Origin of the sequence: Pseudomonas sp. SAR267, from assembly GCF_052077595.1 — a bacterium.
Taxonomy (GTDB): Bacteria; Pseudomonadota; Gammaproteobacteria; order Pseudomonadales; family Pseudomonadaceae; genus Aquipseudomonas; species Aquipseudomonas vlassakiae.
The window spans coordinates 3778967-3801460 of record NZ_JBQIHU010000001.1 but is presented as its reverse complement, the minus strand read 5'-3'; the positions used below and the strand labels follow the sequence as shown (position 1 = coordinate 3801460).

Genomic DNA, 22494 nt, shown 5'->3' with positions numbered 1-22494 from the left:
GGTTTCCTTACTTCGGCGGGGCAGATACGCAGCATTCTGGCGCTGCCCGCGCGCGCCTTGCAAGGTTCCTCGGGACTTTATGTCGCAGCGGTGATGATGTCATCTGCGAGCAAATTTTTCGCAATCAACAACGCAACCTTTAGATCCTGCCTAAACTCCAAGCTGCGCGGGTGGGTGAAATGCTTTCCCGACCTGGCAACCGAGTTGCCAGAAACCCTGACCCTTGGTTAAGACAAATAGAGAACAATGCTATGAAACGGATTCTTCTGGGTACTCTGTTCACCGTGGTTTCGCTCAACGCGCTTGCCGAAGCGCCGGGTGGCCCGAACTGCGGCTGGGGCAACATGCTGTTCGAAGGCCAGCGCGGCACGCCGGCCCACTTCCTGGCTTCCACCACCAACGGTACCTCCGGCAACGCCACCTTCGGCATGACCTCCGGCACCAACGGCTGCTCGACCAAGGCCTCGCTGACCTATGGCGGCAAGTCCTGGTTCGCCATGAACGGCATGATGAACGAGCTGTCCGAAGACATGGCCATGGGCCAGGGCGAAGCCCTGACCACCTACGCCGTGGTCCTGGGCGTCGCTCCGGAAGATCGTGGCTACTTCGCCTCGGTCACCCACCAGCACTTCAATCAGATCTTCAGCAGCGCCGACGTGACTGCCGAGACTGTCCACAGCAATACCCTGGCCGTTCTGAAGAACGACCCACGCCTGGCCAAATACGCCACCGAGGCCTGAGTGCAGCTACCCCCGCCCCGGCCTCCGGGGCGGGTTTCGCCTTTCTTCGGCATCGTTAAGAAGTAGTTGCCCGACATGCTCAAACGCCTCGCATTCCTGGCGCTGTGTGCCTGCGCCCCTGTACATGCCATGCCCGTGCTGGACTCAGGCCGTATCCAGCAACTGGCCAACACCCCTTACTGGATTGCCCTGGGCCACTATGAAACCGCCAAGCTCGGCGGCTGGCGCAGCTATGTGGACGATGATGCCTTCTTCCTCGCCGAGGACGGCGCGCACCATCCGGACCAGGAGCTCAAGGCCACGGTTGCAGCGCTGTACGCCCCAGCCAGCCTGGGCGACAAGCACGCCCAATGCGTATTCCCCGCGCGCACCCGTTGGCTGCGTGAACAGCTGGACCTCAAAGACCTGCCGCAACCGGACTGCCAGGAATTCAAGACCTGGTACCAGTCGATCGACCCGCACAGCGCGGCGCTGATTTTCCCGGCGGCCTACCTCAACAGCCCGTCGTCGATGTTCGGCCACACCTTGCTGCGCATCGACCAGTCCAACACCCGCAGCGACGACACCACGCTGCTGAGCTACGCAATCAACTTCGGCGCCTACATCGAAGGCAGCGACAACAGCATCCTGTATGCCTGGAAGGGCCTGATGGGTGGCTACCCAGGCCTGTTCGCGCTGATGCCCTACCAGGAAAAGCTCTCCGAATACCGCAGCCTGGAGAACCGCGACCTGTGGGAATACCAGCTGGACCTGACGCCCGAAGAAACCGGGCGCATGGTCGAGCACGTCTGGGAGCTGAAGCAGATCCAGTTCGACTACTTCTTCTTCGACGAAAACTGCTCCTACCGCCTGCTGGAGCTGTTGCAGGTGGCCCGGCCAAGCCTGGACCTGACCTCGCAATTCCCGCTCACTGCCATCCCGACGGACACGGTGAAAGCGGTGAAGCAGTCCGGCCTGGTCGCCAGCGAAACCTACCGCCCGTCACGCGAACGCGAACTGCTGGCCCGGGCCGAGCCGCTGGACCATGACGAGAAGCGCCAGGTGCTGGCCGTCAGCGCCGATACCGCGCAGTTGCAAAGCCCTGAATTCAGAGCCCTGCCCCGCGAGCGCCAGGCACTGGTGCAGGATGCGGCTTACCGCCTGGAGCGCTACCGGGCCAACGGCCAAGCGCGAGACCCTGGGCAGGCCAAGCGCAGCTTCGAGCTTCTGCGGGCAATCAACAGCAACCCGCCGCCGCCGTTGCAGATCGAGCGCCCTGGCCTGCCAGAGGACGGCCATGACTCGCGGACCTGGCAACTGGGGGTGGGCACCCGAGAGGACCGCGCCTACGCCGAATACGGCCTGCGCATGGCCTACCACGACCTCAACGACAACGCCTACGGCTTCCCGTTGGGGGCGCAAATCGAAATTCTGCAACTGAAAGTGCGCCAGTACGAAGGCAACGACTGGCAGGTACAGCGCCTGGACCTGGCCACCATCCGCTCGCTGACGCCACGCAACGAGCTGCTAAAGCCATGGTCCTGGCAAGTCGCTGGCGGCCTGGAACGGGTGCCGGGCAAGCATGACGACGAGGTGCTGGTGAGCCATGTGAACGGCGGCGCCGGGGGTACCTGGCAGCTGGCCGATGGCTTGCTGGGCTTCGCCCTGGGCACGTTGCGAATCGAGCACCACAACGACTTCGCCCAGTTCGTCGCCCCGGCGACGGGGTTCAATGGCGGGCTGCTGTGGCGCAACGGGCTGGGCAACATGACGCTGGAAGCCAAGGGTGATTACTTCACCAATGGCGAGGTACGGCGCAGTGTGAGCCTGAACCAGCAGTGGGAGATCAGCCAGAACCTGGGGGTGCGGTTGAGTGCTTCGCGGGAGTTCAGCCACTTGGCGACGGCGCAGAATGAAGTGATGCTGGAGCTGAAGTGGTATCACTATTGAGGCCGCTTTGCGGCCTTTCGCGGGCTTGCCCGCTCCCACGGATACGCCAACGCCCTTCGGGCATGTGCAGTTGCTGTGGGAACGGGCGCGCCAGCGAAAGGGCCACCAGCCTCGATAACCGCAATGTGAACCAACCGACTCTTTGACACTGTTTTGACACCTGCCCGACAAATCGCCACCTAGACTTTGCGGTATATCCCAAAGGGTCCAGGTGGTCATGTCGCGGTACTGGTTCGGCTTGTGCGTTGCGTTGTTGCTGGCGGGTTGCGAAACCACCCATGATCAGATGGTCAACCACGGTTATCCCCCCGCCTACGCCGACGGCTACCAGGACGGTTGCAGCAGCGGCCGCCAGGCGGCCGGGCTGATGGTGGGCGACTTCAAGAAGGACGTACCGCGCTACTTGCACGAGCGCCACTACGAGACCGGCTGGGACGATGGGTTCCGTCAATGCCAGGCGATGCAGGACAGCGAGGAGCAGCGCCAGTACCACGAGCGCTTCTGGGACGAACGTGATCGCCAGTGGCAGCAGGAGAAAGACCGGGGCGCCGCCCGTGCCTACCGCCACGACTGAGTCGCAAATGGACATCCATTGAAACCGTCGGCCTGCCATGCTGGTCTCCAGCACAAGGAGGCCATTGCATGAGCCGAGCATTCGTCAACGAAGACCAAGCCGCTGCCCAGGCCGATCAGCCGGTGGAGCGGCGCGTCAGCGACCAACCCAATTACGTCACTGCCAATGGCCTGCGCCAGCTGCAACAACGCGTGCGTGAACTGAATGCCTTGCGCAGCGCGTTGCAGGCGCAGGGCGAGCGCGGTGACCAGCAGCGCCTGGCCGATACCGAGCGGGATTTGCGCTATTTCAGCGCGCGGGCGCAGAGCGCCCAGGTAGTGCCGGAGGCGACTTCGCGCAGCAAAGTGCAGATTGGCAGCCGGGTCCGGTTCGTCGATGAACAGGAACAGGAGCACGTAGTGCAACTGGTGGGCGAGGACGAGGCAGATGCCGCCCGCGGGATGATCAACTGGTGATCACCGCTGGGGCGGGCATTGCTTGGGGCCGGGCCTGGGGATGAAGTGCTGTGGCGGCGACCGGCGGGCGATCAAACGATCGAGGTGGTCGAGATCGAGACTTGACGCCTGGGGGTCGCTCTGCCCCCCTGGAAGCTGGAGTCAGACCACGCCTTGCGCCAGCATGGCATCGGCGACCTTGACGAAACCGGCGATGTTGGCGCCCTTCACATAATTGACCGTGCCGTCGGCTTCTTCACCGTAATGCACGCAGGCATGGTGAATCGACTGCATGATGTTGTGCAGTTTGCTGTCCACTTCACCCGCCGTCCACAGCAGGCGCATGGCGTTCTGCGACATCTCCAGGCCCGATACGGCTACGCCGCCGGCGTTGGATGCCTTGCCCGGTGCGTACAGGATCCCGGCCTCGATGAACAGGTCGACCGCCGCCAGGGTAGTCGGCATGTTGGCGCCTTCGGCCACGCAGATGCAGCCGTTGCGCAGCAGGGTGCGGGCGTCTTCGATGTCCAGCTCGTTCTGCGTGGCGCATGGCAGGGCGATGTCACACGGCAGGCTCCACGGGGTCTGGCCCTTGCGGAACTCCAGGCCAAACTGTTCAGCCAGCTCGCTGATGCGGCCGCGCTTGACGTTCTTCAGCGTCATCAGCGCGTCCCACTGGGCATCGGTCAGGCCAGATTCGGCGTACAGGGTGCCTTCGGAGTCGGACAGCGAAATCACCTTGCCGCCAAGGTCCATGACCTTGCGGGCAGCGTACTGGGCGACGTTGCCGGAACCGGAAATGGCCACGCGACGGCCATCGATGCGCAGGTTCTGGCGCTTGAGCATTTCTTCAGCGAAGTACACGCAGCCGTAGCCAGTGGCTTCGGGGCGGATCAGGCTGCCGCCGTAGGTCATGCCCTTGCCGGTCAGCACCGACGTGAACTGGTTGGCCAGGCGCTTGTACTGGCCGAACATGAAGCCGATCTCGCGGGCGCCCACGCCAATGTCACCAGCCGGCACGTCGCAATCAGCACCGATGTGGCGGTACAGCTCGCTCATGAAGGCCTGGCAGAAGCGCATGACTTCGGCATCGCTCTTGCCTTTCGGGTCGAAGTCCGAACCGCCCTTGCCGCCGCCCATGGGCAGCGAGGTGAGGGAATTCTTGAACACCTGTTCGAAGGCCAGGAACTTGAGCACGCTCAGGTTCACCGACGGGTGGAAGCGCAGGCCGCCCTTGTAGGGGCCGATGGCGCTGCTCATCTGGATGCGGTAACCGCGGTTGACCTGCACCTTGCCCTGGTCATCGACCCACGACACGCGGAACAGCACGGCGCGCTCCGGCTCGACCATGCGTTCGAGGATGCCGGACTGCAGGTAGTGCGGGTTAGCTTCGAGGAACGGCCACAAGGTACGCAGCACTTCTTCGACGGCCTGGTGGAATTCCGGTTGGCCCGGGTCGCGTTGCTGCAGGCGTGCGAGGAAATTGTCGACAGATTCGATCATGGTAGACATCTCACCAAGAGGATTGGACTTATTGGTTTTTTCTGGAATGTACCAAGAAGCAATCGCACTGGAATAGGGCGAAATGTCGTGTTTCTGAAATTATTTGGTGCGTTTTATATAAGTGTATACAAAATCGCCTTCCGCGCCGCCTACTTCGCGGGCGCGCCCGCTCCCACAGGAACCTCGCAAACCTCAAGACCGGCGCTGTACCTGTGGGAGCGGGCATGCCCGCGAATGAAGCCAACACCACTTTCCAGACAGGCACAAAAATGGGGCCACGATGGGCCCCATTTCTGTGCATCAAGAAACCGGCTTACTGGGCCAGCTTCTTGTGCCGTACACGGTGCGGCTGGGCAGCAGCATCGCCCAGGCGCTTCTTGCGGTCGGCTTCGTACTCGGTGTAGTTACCCTCGAAGAACACCACGTTCGAGTCGTCTTCGTACGCCAGGATGTGAGTGGCAACACGGTCCAGGAACCAGCGGTCGTGGGAAATCACGATGGCGGCGCCCGGGAAGTCCAGCAGGGCTTCTTCCAGGGAACGCAGGGTTTCGACGTCGAGGTCGTTGGACGGTTCGTCGAGCAGCAGGACGTTGCCGCCCTCCTTCAGGGTCAGCGCCAGGTGCAGACGGCCACGCTCACCACCGGACAGGTCCTTGACGAACTTCTGCTGGTCACCACCCTTGAAGTTGAAGCGGCCAACGTAGGTACGCGACGGGATCTCGTAGTTGCCGATGCGGATCTGGTCGGAACCGTCGGAGATCTGCTGGAACACGGTCTTGGAACCGTCGAGGTCTTCACGGCTCTGGTCCACGCAGGCCAGCTGCACGGTTTCGCCGATCTCGATGCTGCCCGAGTCCGGTTGCTCCTTGCCCATCAGCATGCGGAACAGGGTCGACTTACCGGCACCGTTACCGCCGATCACGCCGACGATGGCGCCTTTGGGCATCGAGAACGACAGGTTGTCGATCAGCACCCGGTCGCCGTAGCCTTTGGTGACGTTCTTGAACTCGATGACCTTGTCGCCCAGGCGCGGACCGGCCGGGATGTAGATCTCGTTGGTTTCACTGCGCTTCTGGAATTCCTGCGACTGCATCTCTTCGAAGCGCTGCAGACGGGCCTTGGATTTCGACTGGCGGGCCTTGGCGCCTTTGCGCACCCACTCCAGTTCCTCTTTCATGGCCTTCTCGTGGGCGCTCTGCTGCTTGGATTCCTGCGCCAGACGCTCCGACTTGGCTTCCAGCCAGCCCGAGTAGTTGCCTTCGTACGGGATACCGGCGCCGCGGTCCAGTTCGAGGATCCAGCCGGCGACGTTGTCGAGGAAGTAACGGTCGTGGGTAATCGCTACCACGGTGCCCGGGAAGTCGTGCAGGAAGCGCTCCAGCCAGGCTACCGAATCGGCATCCAGGTGGTTGGTCGGTTCGTCGAGCAGCAGCATGTCGGGGGCCGACAGCAGCAGGCGGCACAGGGCCACGCGGCGCTTCTCGCCACCGGACAGGTGCTCGATGCGAGCATCCCAGGCCGGCAGGCGCAGGGCGTCGGCGGCGACGTCCAGCTGGCGCTCGAGGTTGTGGCCGTCGGCAGCCTGCAGGATGGCTTCGAGCTTGGCCTGTTCGGCAGCCAGCTTGTCGAAGTCGGCATCAGGTTCGGCGTAGGCCGCGTAGACCTCGTCCAGGCGAGCCTGGGCGTCCTTGATCACACTGACCGCTTCCTCGACCACTTCGCGCACGGACTTGTTCGGGTCCAGTTGCGGCTCCTGCGGCAGGTAACCCACGTTGATGTCGGGCATCGGACGGGCTTCGCCGTCGAATTCCTTGTCGACGCCCGCCATGATCCGCAACAGGGTCGACTTACCGGCGCCGTTCAGGCCGAGCACGCCGATCTTGGCGCCTGGGAAGAACGACAGGGAAATATTCTTGAGAATTTCCCGCTTCGGCGGCACGACCTTGCTCAGCCGATGCATGGTGTAGACGTATTGAGCCAAAACCAAGCCCTCTAAATAGGTAAAGACATCGACGATCGCCCCGGCACTGCGGCCAGGGGGATGTGTTTACGGGTTTCATTGAACAAAGTCGACCATTCTACGCCAACGCGCGGCGTTGCACAGGGTGGTCGGATGGTGGGGTGGGATCGTTGTGATCCTGCCGGGCATTCTTTGTCTGTGCCGGCCCTTTCGCGGCTAAAGCCGCTCCCACAGGTACTGCATGAAATTCAAGCCTTGAGCAATCCTTGGCTCACACAGCTACTGCATGAGATTCAAGCCTTGAGCAATCCTGTGGCTCCTACAGGTACTGCACAGGATTCAAGCCTTGTGCAGTACCTGTGGGAGCGGCTTTAGCCGCGAAGAGGCCGGCACAGCAGCCCGAAATGGGTCAGACGTGACGCTGCTTGCCAGCCTTGCCCCGTGGCAGGCGGCAACGGTCGCTCTGCTCGGCCAGGCGCGCAGCATAAGCGGCTTTGACGCTGAAGCCACCGCTGCGGGCTGGCTGTTCGACAACCTTGGCCGGCTGGGCTGCAACAGGCGTGCTGACGACCTTGCCAGCCGGCTTGGCTACGCCAGCCACCGGTGCCTTTTCAGCGGGTGCTGCGGCCGCCTTGGCGGTCTTGCGCAGCTCAGCCAGCGATGGCGTCTTGTTTTTCGTGGCCGCAGCCGCATCTGGTTTGACCAGCGAACGCTGGCACGATTTGCAGGATACGTCCGCGGTCACGGCAGTGCTGACAAGGGTCTGACTGCTGCGCCCACAGGCGGAATCGAGGCCATTGGTGGAAAAGTGAGTAACCAAAACCGAACATCTCCGATGCGTTGTCATTGAAGCGGGCGGCATTCTCGCACAGGATGCAGGGTCTTGCCGAACGGGTCAGCATCACCACCACCATTGGCTTCGGACAATCGGGCTGGCACATTGCCATAATCACAGGCATGCTAGCCCGTTCGCATGTCCGGCTTTATAGTGCGCGGCCGCGGTCCAGGCCTGTGCAGTACCGGCATACACCGTGCATGTCCATCCCTGCCATCGCCAGCCCAATCGCAGGACCAACGCTTGACCAATCTCAATCATCCGACTCTGCTGCGCCCCACTTCGCCGGCCCCAGTCGCTTCGCTACGGGGTTCGGTCAAGGGTGCGTTGGCGCTGCTGGCCCTGATTCTGCTGGGCTTGCTGCTATGGCAACTGGTCTCCCAGTTTCGCCACACCCAGGCCGACCAGCGCCAGCTGAACCTCAACGCGAGCGCCGAACTCGCCGACCACCTGAGCCTGAACATGGCCCTCAAGGCCCAGCAGGCCATCAACGTGGTCCAGCCCTACGTCAAGGCACCGGCGCCGGCCGCCCTGCCGAGCCTGCTGGAGACCTTGCGTGAACGCCTGCCCGCCCTGCGTGACCTGGCCTGGCTGGACCAGGCCGGGGAACTGCACGGTGACAGCCTGGTCGACAGCCCTGACCGTCAGTCGATTGACGAGCTGGTCGGGCTGAACCAGGGGCGCAACTACTTTTTTACCAACTCGGCAGACAACCGCACCCTCTACCTGCTGTTGCGCCAGTCGGCGGAGCAGGACCGCGGCTACTGGCTATTGCGCCTGTCACCGGACTATTACCAGACACTCACCGAACACCTCGACGGCCCGGGCCACCCGCTCTGGCTGCTGGAAAACAGCCGCAGTGGCGAGGTGCTGGAACGCCACGCTCCGGCGCAGACCAGCGGTGAGCCGCTGCAAAGCGTGATGCTCGCCTTCATCGACAACAGCACCTGGCAATTGCGTGGCCTGTTCGACGCTGGCCTGGCCCAGCAGAAGCTGCTGCCGGCGCTGATCGGCAAATGCCTGCTGGCGCTGTTCTGCGCCCTGCTGCCGGTACTGGCGCTGTTCAACATGCGCCGACGCCAGCGCGCCCTGCAGGAAGACCGCCGGCGCTACCAGGAAATCTTCGAAGGCACCGGCGTGGCCTTGTGCGTGCTCGACCTGTCGAGCCTGCCCGGCCAGCTCGACCGCTATCACCTGCGCAACCTGGCCGGGCTCAAGCAGAGCCTGGCGCTGGACTCGAACCTGCGCCGCTCGCTGCTGCTGGAGCTGAAGATCACCGAGATCAACCAGGTGGCGCGCCAGCTCCTCAATGTCGAGTGCCACCAAGGCGCCTGGCAACGACTGATCGATGGTAGCGGCGACGGCCGCGACAGCGTCGGCATGCAGCTGATCGACGCGCTGATCGAACAGCGCCCGACGCTGGAGCTGGAAGTGCGCCTGCCCGCACCGCTGGGTGGCGAATTGCACCTGTGGCTGATGGCGCGCCTGCCGCAGCAGCGTCGCGATTACCAGGCGGTGATCCTCAGCATCAGCGACATTACCAGCCGCAAGCAGGTGGAGCTGTCGCTGCTGGAACGTGAAAGCTTCTGGTCCGACGTCGTGCGTACCGTGCCCGACCAGCTGTACGTGCAGGACGTGCTCAGCCAGCGAATGATCTTCAGCAACCGCCACCTCGGCCAGACCCTCGGCTACGACCGCACCGAGCTGGCGCAGATGGGCGACCGCTTCTGGGAACTGTTGCTGCACCACGAAGATGCCGCGCACTACCAGGCTTTGCGCCAGCAACAGCGCGACAGTGCCCATAGCCAGTCACTGCACACTCAGTTGCGCTTCCGCCACCGCGATGGCGGCTGGCGCTGCTATGAAATCCGCGAACAGGTACTGACCCGCGACGACGATGGCCTGGTCACACGCATCATCGGCGTGGGCAAGGATGTCACCGTACAGATCGAGGCCAGCCAGTCGCTGCGTGACAGCGAGCAGCGCTACCGCATGCTCGCCGAAAGCATCAGCGACGTGATCTTCTCCACCGACAGCCGCCTGCAGCTCAACTACGTCAGCCCCTCGGTGCAGGCCGTGCTGGGATACCAGGCCGAGTGGATCTTCGACAACGGCTGGCAGTCGATCATCGCCAACCCGTCCCAGCTCACCGGCATCTACAGCCTGATGGAGCGCGTCAGCAAGGCCATGGGCGACAGCGAGCAACTGGCCCAACTGCGCAGCCAGCTGCCGACGCAACTGTTCCTGTTCGACTGCCTGCGCGCCGATGGCCGCAAGATCCCCATCGAACTGCGCCTGGTGCTGGTGTGGGACGACCAGCAGCGCTTCGAAGGCGTGCTCGGCGTAGGCCGCGACATCAGCCAGCAGCGCCGTGCGGAAAAAGACCTGCGCATGGCGGCGACGGTATTCGAGCATTCCACCTCGGCCATCCTCATCACCGACCCGGCCGGCTATATCGTTCAGGCCAACGAAGCCTTCAGCCGGGTCAGCGGCTACGCGGTCGGCGACGTGCTCGACCAGCTGCCGAGCATGCTGGTCGTCGAGGATCAACAGGAAAGCCACCTGCGCTACGTGCTCAAGCAACTGCACCAGCGCGGCAGCTGGGAAGGCGAAGTGTGGCTCAAGCGCCGCGACGGCGACCATTACCCGGCCTGGGTCGGCATCACCGCCGTGCTCGACGACGAAGGCGACCTGGCCCGCTATGTGTGCTTCTTCACCGACATCAGCGAGCGCAAGGCCAGCGAACAGCGCATCCACCGCCTGGCCTACTACGACGCCCTCACCCACCTGCCCAACCGCACGCTGTTCCAGGACCGCCTGCACACCGCGCTGCAGCAGGCCGAGCGGCAGAAGTCATGGGTGGTGCTGATGTTCCTCGACCTGGACCGCTTCAAGCCGATCAACGACTCCCTCGGCCACGCTGCAGGCGATCGTATGCTCAAGGACATGGCCCTGCGCCTGCTGGCCTGCGTCGACGATGACGATACCGTGGCGCGCATGGGTGGCGACGAATTCACGTTGCTGCTGCAGCCGCGGGCCACCCGCGAGATGGCCCTGAACCGCGCCATCCACGTGGCCGAGAATATTCTTGGCAGCCTGGTGCGGCCATTCGTGCTGGAGGGTCGCGAGTTCTTCGTCACCGCCAGTATCGGCATCGCCCTCAGCCCGCAGGACGGTAACGAGCTGAGCCAGTTGATGAAGAACGCCGACACCGCCATGTACCACGCCAAGGAGCGCGGCAAGAACAACTTCCAGTTCTACCAGACCGAGATGAACGCCAGCGCCCTTGAGCGCCTGGAACTGGAAAGCGACCTGCGCCACGCGCTGGAGCAGAACGAATTCATCCTCTACTACCAGCCGCAGTTCAGCGGCGACGGCAAGCGTCTGACAGGTGCCGAAGCCCTGCTGCGCTGGCGCCACCCGACCCGCGGGCTGGTGCCGCCGGGCGACTTCATCCCGGTGATCGAAGAACTGGGCCTGGTAGTGGATGTCGGCGACTGGGTGCTACGCGAGGCCAGCCGCCAGCTCAAGGCCTGGCACAAGAACAAGGTGCGCGTGCCGAAGGTATCGGTGAACATCTCGGCGCGGCAGTTCTCTGACGGCCAGCTAGGCACGCGGATCGCCACCATCCTCGAAGAAACCGGCCTGCCGCCGGCGTGCCTGGAGCTGGAGCTGACCGAGAGCATCCTGATGCGCGAGGTCAATGAGGCGCTGCAGATTCTCGCCAGCCTGAAAAACCTCGGCCTGAGCATCGCGGTCGACGACTTCGGCACCGGTTACTCGTCGCTGAACTACCTCAAGCAGTTCCCCATCGACGTGCTGAAAATCGACCGCACCTTCGTCGACGGCCTGCCCGAGGGCGAGCAGGACGCGCAGATCGCCCGGGCGATCATCGCCATGGCCCACAGCCTCAACCTGGCGGTGATCGCCGAGGGCGTGGAGACCCATGAGCAGCTGGAATTCCTGCGCGAGCATGGCTGCGACGAGGTGCAGGGCTACCTGTTCGGGCGGCCGATGCCGGCCAACCAGTTCGAAGCGCAGTTCGCCAACGCCGCCCTGTTCATGTTCCAGTGAGCCTTCGCCCCTTGGACGCGACATGGTACCTGTGGGAGCGGGCTTGTCGGACCGCCGCACCGCCGCGAAGCAGGCACCGCGCTGGATGGCACCGGCTTCGCCGGTGTACGCGGGCAAGCCCGCTCCCACAGGGGGTGCGTCACGGCTGAAAATCGTGCCGGAAAAACGGACCTGAAAGTCAACTCCAGCCCAGACACGGCGCGGGATGCAACATGAAGCCCATTGGTCCGCGACTTGATGCCGGTTCATATGCCAGGCGCGGATCAATCGGTTAGAATGCCCCCCCAAATTACCCCGATCCTTGAGGACCGCCATGTTCAGCCGTGATTTGACCATTGCCAAGTACGACGCCGAGCTCTTCGAAGCCATGCAGCAAGAAGCCCTGCGCCAGGAAGAGCATATCGAGCTGATCGCTTCGGAAAACTACACCAGCCCGGCAGTCATGGAAGCTCAGGGCTCGGTCCTGACCAACAAGTACGCCGAAGGCTACCCAGGCAAGCGCTACTACGGCGGCTGCGAGTACGTCGACGTGGTCGAGCAACTGGCCATCGACCGTGCCAAGGAGCTGTTCGGCGCCGACTACGCCAACGTCCAGCCGCACGCTGGCTCGCAAGCCAACGCGGCGGTCTACCTGGCCCTGCTGTCGGCCGGTGACACCATTCTGGGCATGAGCCTGGCCCACGGTGGCCACCTGACCCACGGTGCTTCGGTAAGCTCGTCGGGCAAGCTGTACAACGCCATCCAATACGGCATCGACAGCAACGGCCTGATCGACTACGACGAAGTCGAGCGCCTGGCTGTCGAGCACAAGCCGAAGATGATCGTTGCCGGCTTCTCGGCGTACTCGCAGGTCCTGGACTTCGCCCGCTTCCGCGCCATTGCCGACAAGGTCGGTGCCTACCTGTTCGTCGACATGGCCCACGTTGCCGGCCTGGTTGCCGCTGGCGTGTACCCGAACCCTGTGCCGTTTGCCGACGTGGTCACCACCACCACCCACAAGACCCTGCGCGGTCCACGTGGCGGCCTGATCCTGGCCCGCGCCAACGCCGACATCGAGAAGAAGCTGAACTCCGCCGTCTTCCCAGGTGCCCAGGGCGGCCCGCTGGAGCACGTGATCGCGGCCAAGGCCATCTGCTTCAAGGAAGCGCTGCAGCCTGAGTTCAAGGCTTACCAGCAGCAGGTCGTGAAGAACGCCCAAGCCATGGCCGAAGTGTTCATCGAGCGTGGTTTCGACGTCGTTTCCGGCGGCACCCAGAACCACCTGTTCCTGCTGTCGCTGATCAAGCAGGAGATCTCCGGTAAAGATGCAGACGCTGCCCTGGGCAAAGCCTTCATCACCGTCAACAAGAACTCGGTACCGAACGACCCACGTTCCCCGTTCGTCACCTCGGGCCTGCGTTTCGGCACCCCAGCCGTCACCACCCGTGGTTTCAAGGAAACCGAGTGCCGCGAACTGGCCGGCTGGATCTGCGACATCCTCGCTGACCTGAACAACGAAGCGGTGATCGACGCCGTACGCGAGAAGGTCAAGGCCATCTGCAAGAAGCTGCCGGTTTACGGCAACTGATTGGCGCAAGCCTGATGTGAAGAAGCCCGGCCCGGTGCCGGGCTTTTTCATGCATGCGATCCGGCCCGGGAACAGCTTCCGGATAGGTTGAACGAACCAGGCTGCCTAACCTGCCGCCTCCTTTGAAACTGACGGGAGGCCACCCATGGCAGACCACGCAGCACTGTCCTTCACCGCAACGTTGCAGTTCGCTGAAGCCCCCATCAATGTACTGGGCGACATGACCACCGGGCCCGTGACGCTGGTGAGCCCGCATCAGGCGCCGGGTTACGTCGTTGAAGGCGCCACGGCCCTCGGCATGTTGAACGGCACCGACACGGATTGGCATCACGGCCGGGAGACCGGGCTGATCACCTTCGAACCAGCCGCCCAGCCAGCTGCGTTGCTGCTGTACTTCCGCCATAGCGAAGCGGGTTATCGCCTCTATCTGCGCAACGGCCCCCACTCCGGCGAAGGTGTGTTCACCACCGCCGATGGCCTGGTCAACGTACAGCCGATCAAGGCAAAAGACCCAAGCCTGTGGACGCTGACCGATGCACAGACGGGTGCGGCGTTCGACCTGACACCGCTTGAAGTGGGCCGCAGGGAAGTCCAGCTGGCAAGCACGCAAGGACACCCGCTGGAATTGCACAGTCTGTACCCGGTAGGCGGGTTTCTGGCCTGCTACCCGGCGGCGCAGCAAGGGACCTTGAGCCTGATCATTCAGGAGCGCGGTGTCGACTGGCTCAAGCCGACCTGATCTGCCCCGCTCACGTCTTCAGGACTGGCACAATCCCTGTGGGGGCGAGTGAACCTGAGCCCCTTCAGGCTCATTCAGCTCATGCAGCCCCCGCCGTCACGTATTAACCTGTGCCACCCAAGCGCAACCAGACACAGGCCCGGCTTTGACCAGAGAGCAACTCGAAACCCAGCAGATCCCGATCTACTTCGCCGCCGTGCTCGCCGCCCTGGCCTTCGGCCTGCTGCCCAGCGACACCGCACGGCACCTTGAAGCCCTGGTCACGCCCGCCATCGCCATCCTGATGTACGCGATGTTCCTGCAAATCCCTTTCCTCGACCTGCGCCAAGGCCTGGGCAACCGCCGCTTCATGGCCGCCCTGCTGCTCGCCAATTTCATCCTGGTACCTTTGCTGGTGTGGGCCCTCACCCGCGGCGTTGCCGATCATCCGGCGATCCTCATCGGCGCGCTACTGGTACTGCTCACACCCTGCATCGACTATGTGGTGGTGTTTACCCACATCGGCAAAGGCGACTCGCGCCTGACCCTCGCCGCCACGCCCGTGCTGCTGCTGGTGCAATTGGTGCTGCTGCCGGTGTACCTGGCGCTGATCCTCGGCGACAACAGCGAGGTAACAATCAGCATTGCCCCGTTCGTGGAAGCCTTCGTGCTGTTGATCATGCTGCCGATGATCCTCGCCGTGTTCACCAGCGCCGGCGCCCGCCGCTCCCGCGCTGTATCGGCGTGGAACGACGCCTGGGCGTGGATGCCGGTGCCAGCGATGGCGTTGGTATTGGTGGCGGTGATCGGGTCGCAGATTACCGTGGTGCTTCGGGACTTCGATCGGTTGCTGCCGGTGATTCCGGTGTACGTCGGCTTCATGCTGCTGGCACCGCTGCTCGGGCTCGTTTCGGCGCGGTTGTTGCGCCTGCCGGTGGCCGAGGCACGCTCGGTCACCTTCAGCGCCTCGACGCGGAACTCGCTGGTGGTGTTGCCATTGGCGCTGGCGTTGCCAGAGGACCTGCGCGGGTTGGCGGCGGCGGCGGTGATCACCCAGACGCTGTTGGAATTGGTGAGCGAGCTGGTTTACATCAGGCTGATTCCGCTGCTTGTACGGCGCTGACACGTCTTGTGGGAGCCAGCTTGTTCGCGAAGGGCTGCAAAGCAGCCCTCGACAAACGCTGTTTCAATGATCGGCTACGGTGCCTTCATAGCATCGGTAGTCGCCTTGATAATCTCTTTGGCCGCTTCAACGCTAATCGGTAGAGGCGCCTGTGCATCATCTTGCTCAGGCTTTGGCCGATGATGGAAATAGCGCAGCAAGGCAATCAGCAACAAGGTCGGCACGGTGGAAAGTGCCACGATGATCGGGATATCACCCGTGGAGTGAGGCTTCACGGAGGTGAAGAAATACCACGTGCCTACCGTCAGCCGAATATTCCCAAGAAACACGAAGCCAAGCAGCGCAATGTAGAAAGTGATGACCAGCGCCACAGTGACATTGGTCAGGCGCTTCTCCCAGCGAAAACGCCAAGACTCTCGTTTAAGGTAGTCACTGACCAGACCTACGTTATCCGCCTCTCCCTGAGACAGGTCATCACTCGTGCCTGTCATAGGAACCCGATTGCCTTAAGCCGGAACTCCATCGCAGCGGTCGAGACACCAAAAGCCCTGGCCAGGCGAGCAAGGTCAGTAATCCTCTGCTCAAGCACCAGGTGTTTGACCAAGGCTGCAGGCATCAGCAACGCAGCAGCGAACCGATTGGCCGCGACCTCTTTAGGGTCCCTCGTTCTCGCACTGAATTGTTCCGTGGTATCACGTGGAGCGTCCAGATCACCGTGCACGTGATGGCCTATTTCATGAGCGATCGTGAACCGCTGACGAACAGGCGCATCCGTGGAGTTGTAAGTGATCAGCGGCTTCCCGTCACGATAGGAATAATGGCCGCTCTCGTTAGGGCGCCAGTTCTCCTGATCGAACGGGGTCAACGACTTGACCTCGATGCCCATCGCCTCAGCTATCGATTGAGGGTTGACCGGCAGTCGCCCGTCCCAATGCGCTTGCAGGACGTCGTTTGCAGTACGGTACTCCATTCGGCCTCCTGAGAAAGGTTGGGGTTGTTGGTCAAAAGTGAGGGGCGATTTTGCACAAGTCAAGGGTAGCGGTCAAATTTAGGTTGACACGCGATATTGCATTCGTTCTACCGCTGAAGCTGTAGGTAAGAAAAAAGGAAATACGGAGAGCGAAAGTGCCTACGCATCCGCGTGAAAGGACCCTACAGTACGTGATGCACAGGCACTTGGTATCCCTGCTGCCTATATCGCCTTCATCTCCGCAATATCCCGCGCCACCTGATCCGCCGAGTGATCAAACATCGCCTGCTCCTGCGTATCCAGCGGCAGCTCGATCACCCGGGCAATCCCCTTACCAGCCAGCACGCAAGGAACGCCCATGGCGATGTCGGTGCGCCCGTATTCCCCTTCAAGAATCGCAACTGCCGGCAAAATGCGGTTACGCCCATTGGCGATCGCATCCACCATCTGCGCAATGGCCACACCCGGCGCATCACAGGCGCTGCCGACCTTCTTCAGGCCCAGGATCTCGCCACCACCCTTGCGTGTGCGTTCGACGATCCGCTCGATCTGCTCCTCGGACAGGAAGTGCGACAGCGGCACCGAGCCGATCTGGCAGTAGCGCATAAGCGGCACCATGCTGTCGCCATGCCCGCCCAGCACCAGCGCCGTGATGTCCCGGGCGGAAAACCCCGTTTGCTCGGCAATGAAGCACTTCATGCGCGCGGTATCCAGCACCCCCGCCTGGCCGAACACCCTGCCACGCCCGAGCTTGCTGAGCGACCAGGCGCGATAGGTCAGCACATCGACCGGGTTCGACACCACCAGCACCGTCGCTGCCGGCGCATAGCGATTGATGTCGTGCATGATGCCGTCGAGGATCGGCAGGTTGATGCTCAGCACGTCCTGCCGCGACTGGCCAGGCTTGCGCGGCACGCCTGCGGTAATCACCACCAGCTCCGAGTCCTGCAGCATTTCGGCCGTGGCGCCACCCTGCACCTTGGTATCGGAACCTGACTCAACGGCTGCCTGCCAGATGTCCAGCGCCTTGCCCTGGGCCAGCTCACCCTGCACGTCGAGCAACATCAGTTCACGGCAATACTCTTCCCGGGCGATGATCTGCGCCGCCGCCTCACCCACGATCCCCGCGCCCACGATTGATAACTTGTTCACCTGACACCTCCCAGCGGCGCGCACCACCCGGAGCGCGCCTGCGTATACAGAGAAGTATTGCCTGCCAAGGCGAAAAGACCATGGGACGCGACCGCCTGCTATTGACAGCCTCCCACGGTCCCGGAAATACTTTGTAATGATTCATATAGATGACCAAATAACAAGGTGAATCGCTCCATGACCGCACTGCCCAGCCCTACGCGTTTGCCCGGCGCCACACCGCCGTGCGCCAACCCCATTCCTCCGAAGTTCGAAGTCTGCGCATCCAGTCGGCCATCTGCCCGCGACCGATAACGGCTCGCTACCGCCCGCAGAACCCGCTGGCAAGCCTGCAATGCCTGAGCGCCGCTAGTGCGCCAGCCCAACCGAGATTCCCTGAATGACTCCCTTAGATATACAGCTGTTGCTGACCGCGTTGGTCAGTGTCCTGGTGCTGGTTGCGCTTATCGTCTCGCGCCTCAAGATGCACCCGCTGCTGGCCTTGCTGGTGGTGTCCATTGGCGTCGGCTTTGCCACCCGCATGGAGCCCGGCAGCATCGTCTCCCACCTGCTCACTGGCGCTGGCAAGACTCTGGGTGCGGTGGGGGTGGTGATCGCGCTGGGCGCGATGCTCGGCAAGATTCTGGCTGACGCTGGCGTCACTGAGCAGGTCGCCGACGTCATCCTCAAGCGCACCTCGGACCGGATGATTCCTTGGGCGATGATGCTGGTAGCCTTTGTCATCGGCATCCCGATGTTCTTCGAAGTGGGTCTGGTGATCATGCTCCCGTTGATCTTCAGCGTGGCGCGCAAGCTGGAGGGCCAGGCCCGCTTCAAAGGTTCGGCGTATGTATATGTCGGTGTGCCGGTGATTGCCGCGCTGGCCGCCATGCACGGCATGGTGCCGCCGCACCCAGGCCCCTTGACTGCCATCGCCGTACTCAAGACCTCGGTCGGGCCGACCATGCTCTATGGCTTCCTGGCCGCGATCCCGGCCATGATCCTGGGCGGCCCACTGTATGGCCTGTTCATTGCGCCGCGCATGAGCACCCGGCCCGATCAGGCATTGCTGGACCAGTTCACACTGGCTGAAAAAGCCGACGGCCAACCCCGCCCCGGCGTTGTGGTCGGCATGCTGGCGGCGTTGCTGCCGGCGATCCTGATGCTGGTGCATGCCGTGGCAGAAATGCTGCTGCCCAAAGGCAATGCGCTGCTGGAACTGGCCAGCTTCCTGGGCAACCCGCTGATCGCCATGCTGCTGGGCGTGCTGTTCGCCGGCGCGAGCCTGGTGCTGGCGCGTGGCGGCGATGCCGAACAGCTGCGCGATGCGCTGGGCAAAAGCCTCAAGCCGATTGCCTCGATCATCATGATCATTGCCGGGGGCGGGGCCTTCCAGGAGATGCTGACCAGCGCCAAGGTCGGCGATGCCATCGTGCACCTGACCCAGCAATCTGCCTTCCCGCCGTTGATCCTGGGGTGGCTGATCGCGATGCTGTTGTCGGTGTCTACCGGCTCCGCCACGGTCGGTATCGTGGGCGCTGCCGGCTTGCTGGCGCCGCTGGCAGGTGCTGATCCGAGCCTGAACCTGCCGTTGCTGGCCCTGTCGATCGGCTGCGGTTCGCTGTTCTTCAACTACGCCAACCATGCGGGCTTCTGGATGGTGAAGGAGTCGTTTGGCATGACCATGGGTGAGGCCACCAAGACCATCTCGGTGGTGCAGTCCATCGTGGCGGTGGTCGGCTTGATCGTGGTGTTGATGCTGAATGCGGCGATTAGGGTGAACTGAGCCGGGAAAACCGGCCCAGTTCATCAACTGCCTCAGCGTTTTTCTGCGACCAGGGTGTAGCACATGGGTATCTGTGCCGCGCCCTGCTCATAGACGTCGTACACCTCCTCCCGATTGGAATGCGGGTATTCGTCGAACGCACGAAGGCTCAAGCCTGCGCCAGCAACGCTCATGAGCACCTCGCTTAGCGGGTGGAGCTGCCAGTAGGACTGCAACTCGTTTGGCTCGCCCTTGCCTTCGTAAACAATGGCGCCCGTTTCGACCAGCGGTTCGGCCAGGAAATAGGACGTGCTGATGCGCCAAGGGTCGCTGGCTTCGGGGTCGAGCATTTCCAGGAAAGGGTGTGTTTCGTAGATCACCAGGGTGCCGCCCGGTTTCAGCGTTCTGGCGACGTGGGTGAAGAACAGCGCGAGGTTGGGCATCCAGTTCAGGACACCGATGGTGATCAAGGCGATATCGAAGCGCTGGTCGAGGCTTGCCGGTAGTTCGTGGATGTCTGACTCGATGAAGACGGGCGAATAGGGGGACCTTTCGGCCAGCTCGTGCGCTTGCTTCAGAAACTCCGAAGACTGATCGACGCCCACCACTTCCGATGCGCCAAGGGCAAACAGCGATATCGCTTCGCGGCCATTGTTGCAGCCCAGCTGGATAACGGCCTTTCCCGTTATGCCTACCTGTTTCAACTGGTCGGTCAGGGTTGAATCCAGGCAGGAAAAGTCTTTGTGAGCCACAGCATCGATCAGTGGGGGCCAGGACGCGCTTTGCCGATGGAAATCTGCAGATGCATTCCAGGCATCACGATTGCTGGCGATTACATCCCTGTGAGAAACCATCTTGAACCTCATCTTTGGTTGTTGAGGCTTGTGACGTTAGCAGCTGCGCCCGGTTAACGGCCTTTCCAAAATGGCTGGCGTACGAAAAGCCTACCGCCTCTCGCGAACATCATAATTCCGTGATCGAGTTGTCCCGGGACACGGGACGGCTAGATAGAGGTTCTCATGAAAGGTCAAGACATCGGCTTACTGCTCAAGCTGGTTTGCCTCCAGCGACATGAGTCGCGGGACAACGCCAAGGCACTGCTCGATGATGCCGAACTGGGCATGATGAAAGATTGAAGTCGAGCCACCCGCCCCTGTGGGGGCCGCGCTTGTCGTGGCGATGAACCGCGGCGATGGGCCGCAAAGCGGCCCCAACAACCCAAGCACCCGCGCAGACTTGCAAGAGAATTCATCTATGTTGGAAGACGACCTCCCACGCCAGCTGTGCAGTCACTCAAGGTTGCTTTCATACCGCAGCCATCCTGCAACCCCTGCTGCTCCACCCACGCGGTCTTTAGGATGATTCCGTCCTTCACTGACAGGCACTTGCGGGAAGTCGAATGGGCTCATCCCCTCAATACAAGCCACGTTGACCCCGTACTGGTCCGGCACAGAGCGACGCTGGTGGAAGGTATAGATCCCACACTTCGAGCAGAAGTAGTGCTTGGCTTCACGTGTGTTGAATTGATAAAGGGTCAGCGCTTCTTCGCCTTGGGTGACGGTGATGTCGTTCAGGTTGGCTGATACCGCCACGGCGCCACGCATGCGGCAGAGCGAGCAGTTGCACCTACGCGCTGTACGCAGCCCGTCGGTCAAGCGCAGTGAAAATCTCACTGTTCCGCAATGGCAGGCTGCTTGATAAACAGGGCGATCATCGTTTTTTTCATCAGTCATAGCGGTTCTCTAGTCTGAGAAGCCAATCTGGATATTCACGGGGCAAGGCCAAATGGGTGTCTATTAGCCTGAATGAAACGATCAATGCCTCGCCCCAAACCTTATGCGAGATAACCCTGCAACAATCGCCGCACATTTTCCACTAGCGCAGACTCCCCCTTACGCGGTGGAAGCAGCGAGAACCTGGCTTGCGCCAATGCCGGCAAGCCAGTCCTGTAAGGCTCCACGCCATGGGGGACAGCACTCGCGTTAAGGCATGCAATTCCAAGCCCTGCCTTCAATGCCGATTGCAACCCCGCCACCCCTGAAGTCGAGTAAACGATCTCGTATTCGACATGGGCGCGCTCCAGCACCTGGCAGCTGTACTCCGACAATCCGCACCCGCTGATCGCGAGCAATGGCAGCGGCTGCCCAGGCTCTGGAACCCAACCGGCAGCGGCTACCCATTGCAGTGGCTCCTCCCTTACTTCAAACATGGTGGATGAAGACACGCGCTCGTTGAAACGCATGGCCAAGCCAATGTCCAGGTGGTCATTTGCCCGATCAATTTCCAGGCTCTTTTTCATCACCACATGAAGTCGAAGCCGTGGATGCCATTCACGAAGTTTTTTCAGCAGCCCAGCAATGTCGTCGGGGCGAAAGTAATCAGTGATCGCTAACCGTATCTCCCCTTCGAACTGTTCGCCTCGAACGTCGGACAGCGCCCGCTCGCCCAGGGTGATGATCTGCCTGGCGTGGCGCAAAAGTCGTTCACCAGCAGCTGTTGGGCGAACGCCTTGCTTGCCGCGAATGAGCAACTCCACACCGATGGCATCTTCCAGCTTACGCAGCTGTTCGCTGATGGCGGAGGTCGAGCGAAACAAGCTCGGAGCGGCTGCCGAGATACTGCCGGCCTCACAAACTGCCAAGTAGACGTGGAGCTGCGCAATGTCGAAGTGGTACATGCAGGTTCCGGGTAAACAGGAAGATGAGCACTGATTTTCCCGCTTTTTAGGAACATGTTCAAAGGCTAAGTTACAGGCACATTCACTGACGAGGATGACTCAAATGCCTGGTATCACCCTGACCCTGTCCGGCGCGCCGAATGCTGCGTTGGCGTCCGACCTCAGCCACGAGCTGACTGAACTGACCGCACGCGTTCTGGACAAGCAGCCATCACAAACCATGGTGATCGTTCGGTTCGTCGACCCTGGCTTGTGGTTTATCGAGAATGAATCGCTTGAGAGCTTGGGGCGCAATAGCTTTCGCCTGGAGGTCACGATCACCGACGAGACGACGACAGTGGAGCAGAAACGGCGGTATCAGCGTGAGACGTATGATTTGCTTTCGGGACGCATCGGTAATGTGCACCCTCATTCGAACGTACACATCATAGACGTGCGCGCTACGGCTTATGGCTATGGCGGGGTGCCGCAAAGCGCGAAGCTGTGGAGCTGAG

The 22494-nt window shown here is 62.0% G+C and carries 18 protein-coding genes and 1 pseudogene; 10 read left to right on the top strand and 9 right to left on the bottom strand.

Going from position 1 to position 22494, the window contains the following annotated elements:
- Positions 1-251: 251 nt before the first annotated feature.
- The 4 genes and pseudogenes from ACTORR_RS17835 (at position 252) to ACTORR_RS17820 (ending at position 3803) form a co-directional block, all read left to right on the top strand.
- A complete protein-coding gene (locus ACTORR_RS17835; RefSeq protein ID WP_054887210.1) occupies positions 252-740 on the top strand; it encodes a DUF3015 domain-containing protein in 489 nt (162 codons plus the stop codon).
- Between the two features lie 75 nt (positions 741-815).
- A complete protein-coding gene (locus ACTORR_RS17830; protein ID WP_313365547.1) occupies positions 816-2669 on the top strand; it encodes an Lnb N-terminal periplasmic domain-containing protein in 1854 nt (617 codons plus the stop codon).
- Between the two features lie 217 nt (positions 2670-2886).
- On the top strand, positions 2887-3243 hold the full coding sequence (locus tag ACTORR_RS17825; protein ID WP_099815051.1) for a hypothetical protein: 357 nt from the start codon (positions 2887-2889) through the stop codon (positions 3241-3243).
- Between the two features lie 68 nt (positions 3244-3311).
- Positions 3312-3803 (top strand): annotated as a pseudogene (locus tag ACTORR_RS17820) (GreA/GreB family elongation factor).
- A 36-nt stretch (positions 3804-3839) separates the two neighbouring features.
- Here ACTORR_RS17820 and gdhA read toward each other — a convergent pair.
- From gdhA to ACTORR_RS17805, 3 genes are all read right to left on the bottom strand, one after another.
- Complete coding sequence (gene gdhA / locus ACTORR_RS17815) at positions 3840-5180, bottom strand: NADP-specific glutamate dehydrogenase (RefSeq protein WP_054887206.1); 1341 nt, start codon at positions 5178-5180, stop codon at positions 3840-3842.
- Positions 5181-5493: 313 nt separating this feature from the next.
- Complete coding sequence (gene ettA / locus ACTORR_RS17810; protein WP_054887205.1) at positions 5494-7161, bottom strand: energy-dependent translational throttle protein EttA; 1668 nt, start codon at positions 7159-7161, stop codon at positions 5494-5496.
- A gap of 388 nt (positions 7162-7549) precedes the next feature.
- Entirely contained in the window at positions 7550-7960 is a 411-nt protein-coding gene (locus ACTORR_RS17805; protein ID WP_313364812.1) for a hypothetical protein, read from the bottom strand.
- A gap of 258 nt (positions 7961-8218) precedes the next feature.
- Between ACTORR_RS17805 and ACTORR_RS17800 the strand changes: the two genes are divergently transcribed.
- The 4 genes from ACTORR_RS17800 to ACTORR_RS17785 all read left to right on the top strand — a co-directional run bounded on the left by ACTORR_RS17800 (position 8219) and on the right by ACTORR_RS17785 (position 15457).
- Positions 8219-12049: a sensor domain-containing protein gene (locus ACTORR_RS17800; protein ID WP_313364811.1), complete on the top strand. Its 3831-nt coding sequence runs from the start codon at positions 8219-8221 to the stop codon at positions 12047-12049.
- Between the two features lie 313 nt (positions 12050-12362).
- The gene (glyA, locus tag ACTORR_RS17795) at positions 12363-13616 is read left to right on the top strand and encodes a serine hydroxymethyltransferase (RefSeq protein ID WP_054886141.1); all 1254 of its coding nucleotides are present in this window, start codon (positions 12363-12365) and stop codon (positions 13614-13616) included.
- Positions 13617-13761: 145 nt separating this feature from the next.
- Positions 13762-14355 (top strand): hypothetical protein, encoded by a 594-nt coding sequence (locus ACTORR_RS17790; protein WP_262110277.1) that lies wholly within the window; start codon positions 13762-13764, stop codon positions 14353-14355.
- Between the two features lie 145 nt (positions 14356-14500).
- Positions 14501-15457, top strand: coding sequence for an arsenic resistance protein (locus ACTORR_RS17785; protein WP_313364809.1), 957 nt, complete (start codon positions 14501-14503; stop codon positions 15455-15457).
- A gap of 74 nt (positions 15458-15531) precedes the next feature.
- On the opposite strand, the gene ACTORR_RS17780 is transcribed toward ACTORR_RS17785, so the two are convergent.
- The 3 genes from ACTORR_RS17780 to ACTORR_RS17770 all read right to left on the bottom strand — a co-directional run bounded on the left by ACTORR_RS17780 (position 15532) and on the right by ACTORR_RS17770 (position 17579).
- Positions 15532-15948: a hypothetical protein gene (locus tag ACTORR_RS17780; protein WP_054886138.1), complete on the bottom strand. Its 417-nt coding sequence runs from the start codon at positions 15946-15948 to the stop codon at positions 15532-15534.
- Positions 15945-16427 carry an ImmA/IrrE family metallo-endopeptidase gene (locus ACTORR_RS17775; RefSeq protein ID WP_099815055.1) on the bottom strand — a complete coding sequence of 161 codons (483 nt, stop codon included), beginning with the start codon at positions 16425-16427 and terminating at the stop codon, positions 15945-15947. The genes ACTORR_RS17780 and ACTORR_RS17775 overlap by 4 nt, the downstream gene beginning before the upstream one ends.
- 222 nt (positions 16428-16649) lie before the next feature.
- Entirely contained in the window at positions 16650-17579 is a 930-nt protein-coding gene (locus ACTORR_RS17770; RefSeq protein WP_313364808.1) for a malate dehydrogenase, read from the bottom strand.
- A 379-nt stretch (positions 17580-17958) separates the two neighbouring features.
- Here ACTORR_RS17770 and ACTORR_RS17765 point away from each other — a divergent pair, with 379 nt between their 5' ends.
- Entirely contained in the window at positions 17959-19344 is a 1386-nt protein-coding gene (locus tag ACTORR_RS17765; RefSeq protein WP_313364807.1) for a GntP family permease, read from the top strand.
- 32 nt (positions 19345-19376) lie between these two features.
- Here the strand turns inward: ACTORR_RS17765 and ACTORR_RS17760 are convergent, their stop codons facing one another.
- The 3 genes from ACTORR_RS17760 to ACTORR_RS17750 all read right to left on the bottom strand — a co-directional run bounded on the left by ACTORR_RS17760 (position 19377) and on the right by ACTORR_RS17750 (position 22000).
- A complete protein-coding gene (locus ACTORR_RS17760) occupies positions 19377-20189 on the bottom strand; it encodes a class I SAM-dependent methyltransferase (protein ID WP_256218663.1) in 813 nt (270 codons plus the stop codon).
- A 423-nt stretch (positions 20190-20612) separates the two neighbouring features.
- A complete protein-coding gene (locus tag ACTORR_RS17755) occupies positions 20613-21056 on the bottom strand; it encodes a GFA family protein (RefSeq protein WP_082433622.1) in 444 nt (147 codons plus the stop codon).
- 101 nt (positions 21057-21157) lie between these two features.
- Positions 21158-22000, bottom strand: coding sequence for a LysR family transcriptional regulator (locus tag ACTORR_RS17750; protein ID WP_313364806.1), 843 nt, complete (start codon positions 21998-22000; stop codon positions 21158-21160).
- A gap of 103 nt (positions 22001-22103) precedes the next feature.
- Between ACTORR_RS17750 and ACTORR_RS17745 the strand changes: the two genes are divergently transcribed.
- Positions 22104-22493: a tautomerase family protein gene (locus ACTORR_RS17745; protein WP_054886132.1), complete on the top strand. Its 390-nt coding sequence runs from the start codon at positions 22104-22106 to the stop codon at positions 22491-22493.
- Position 22494: the final 1 nt, after the last annotated feature.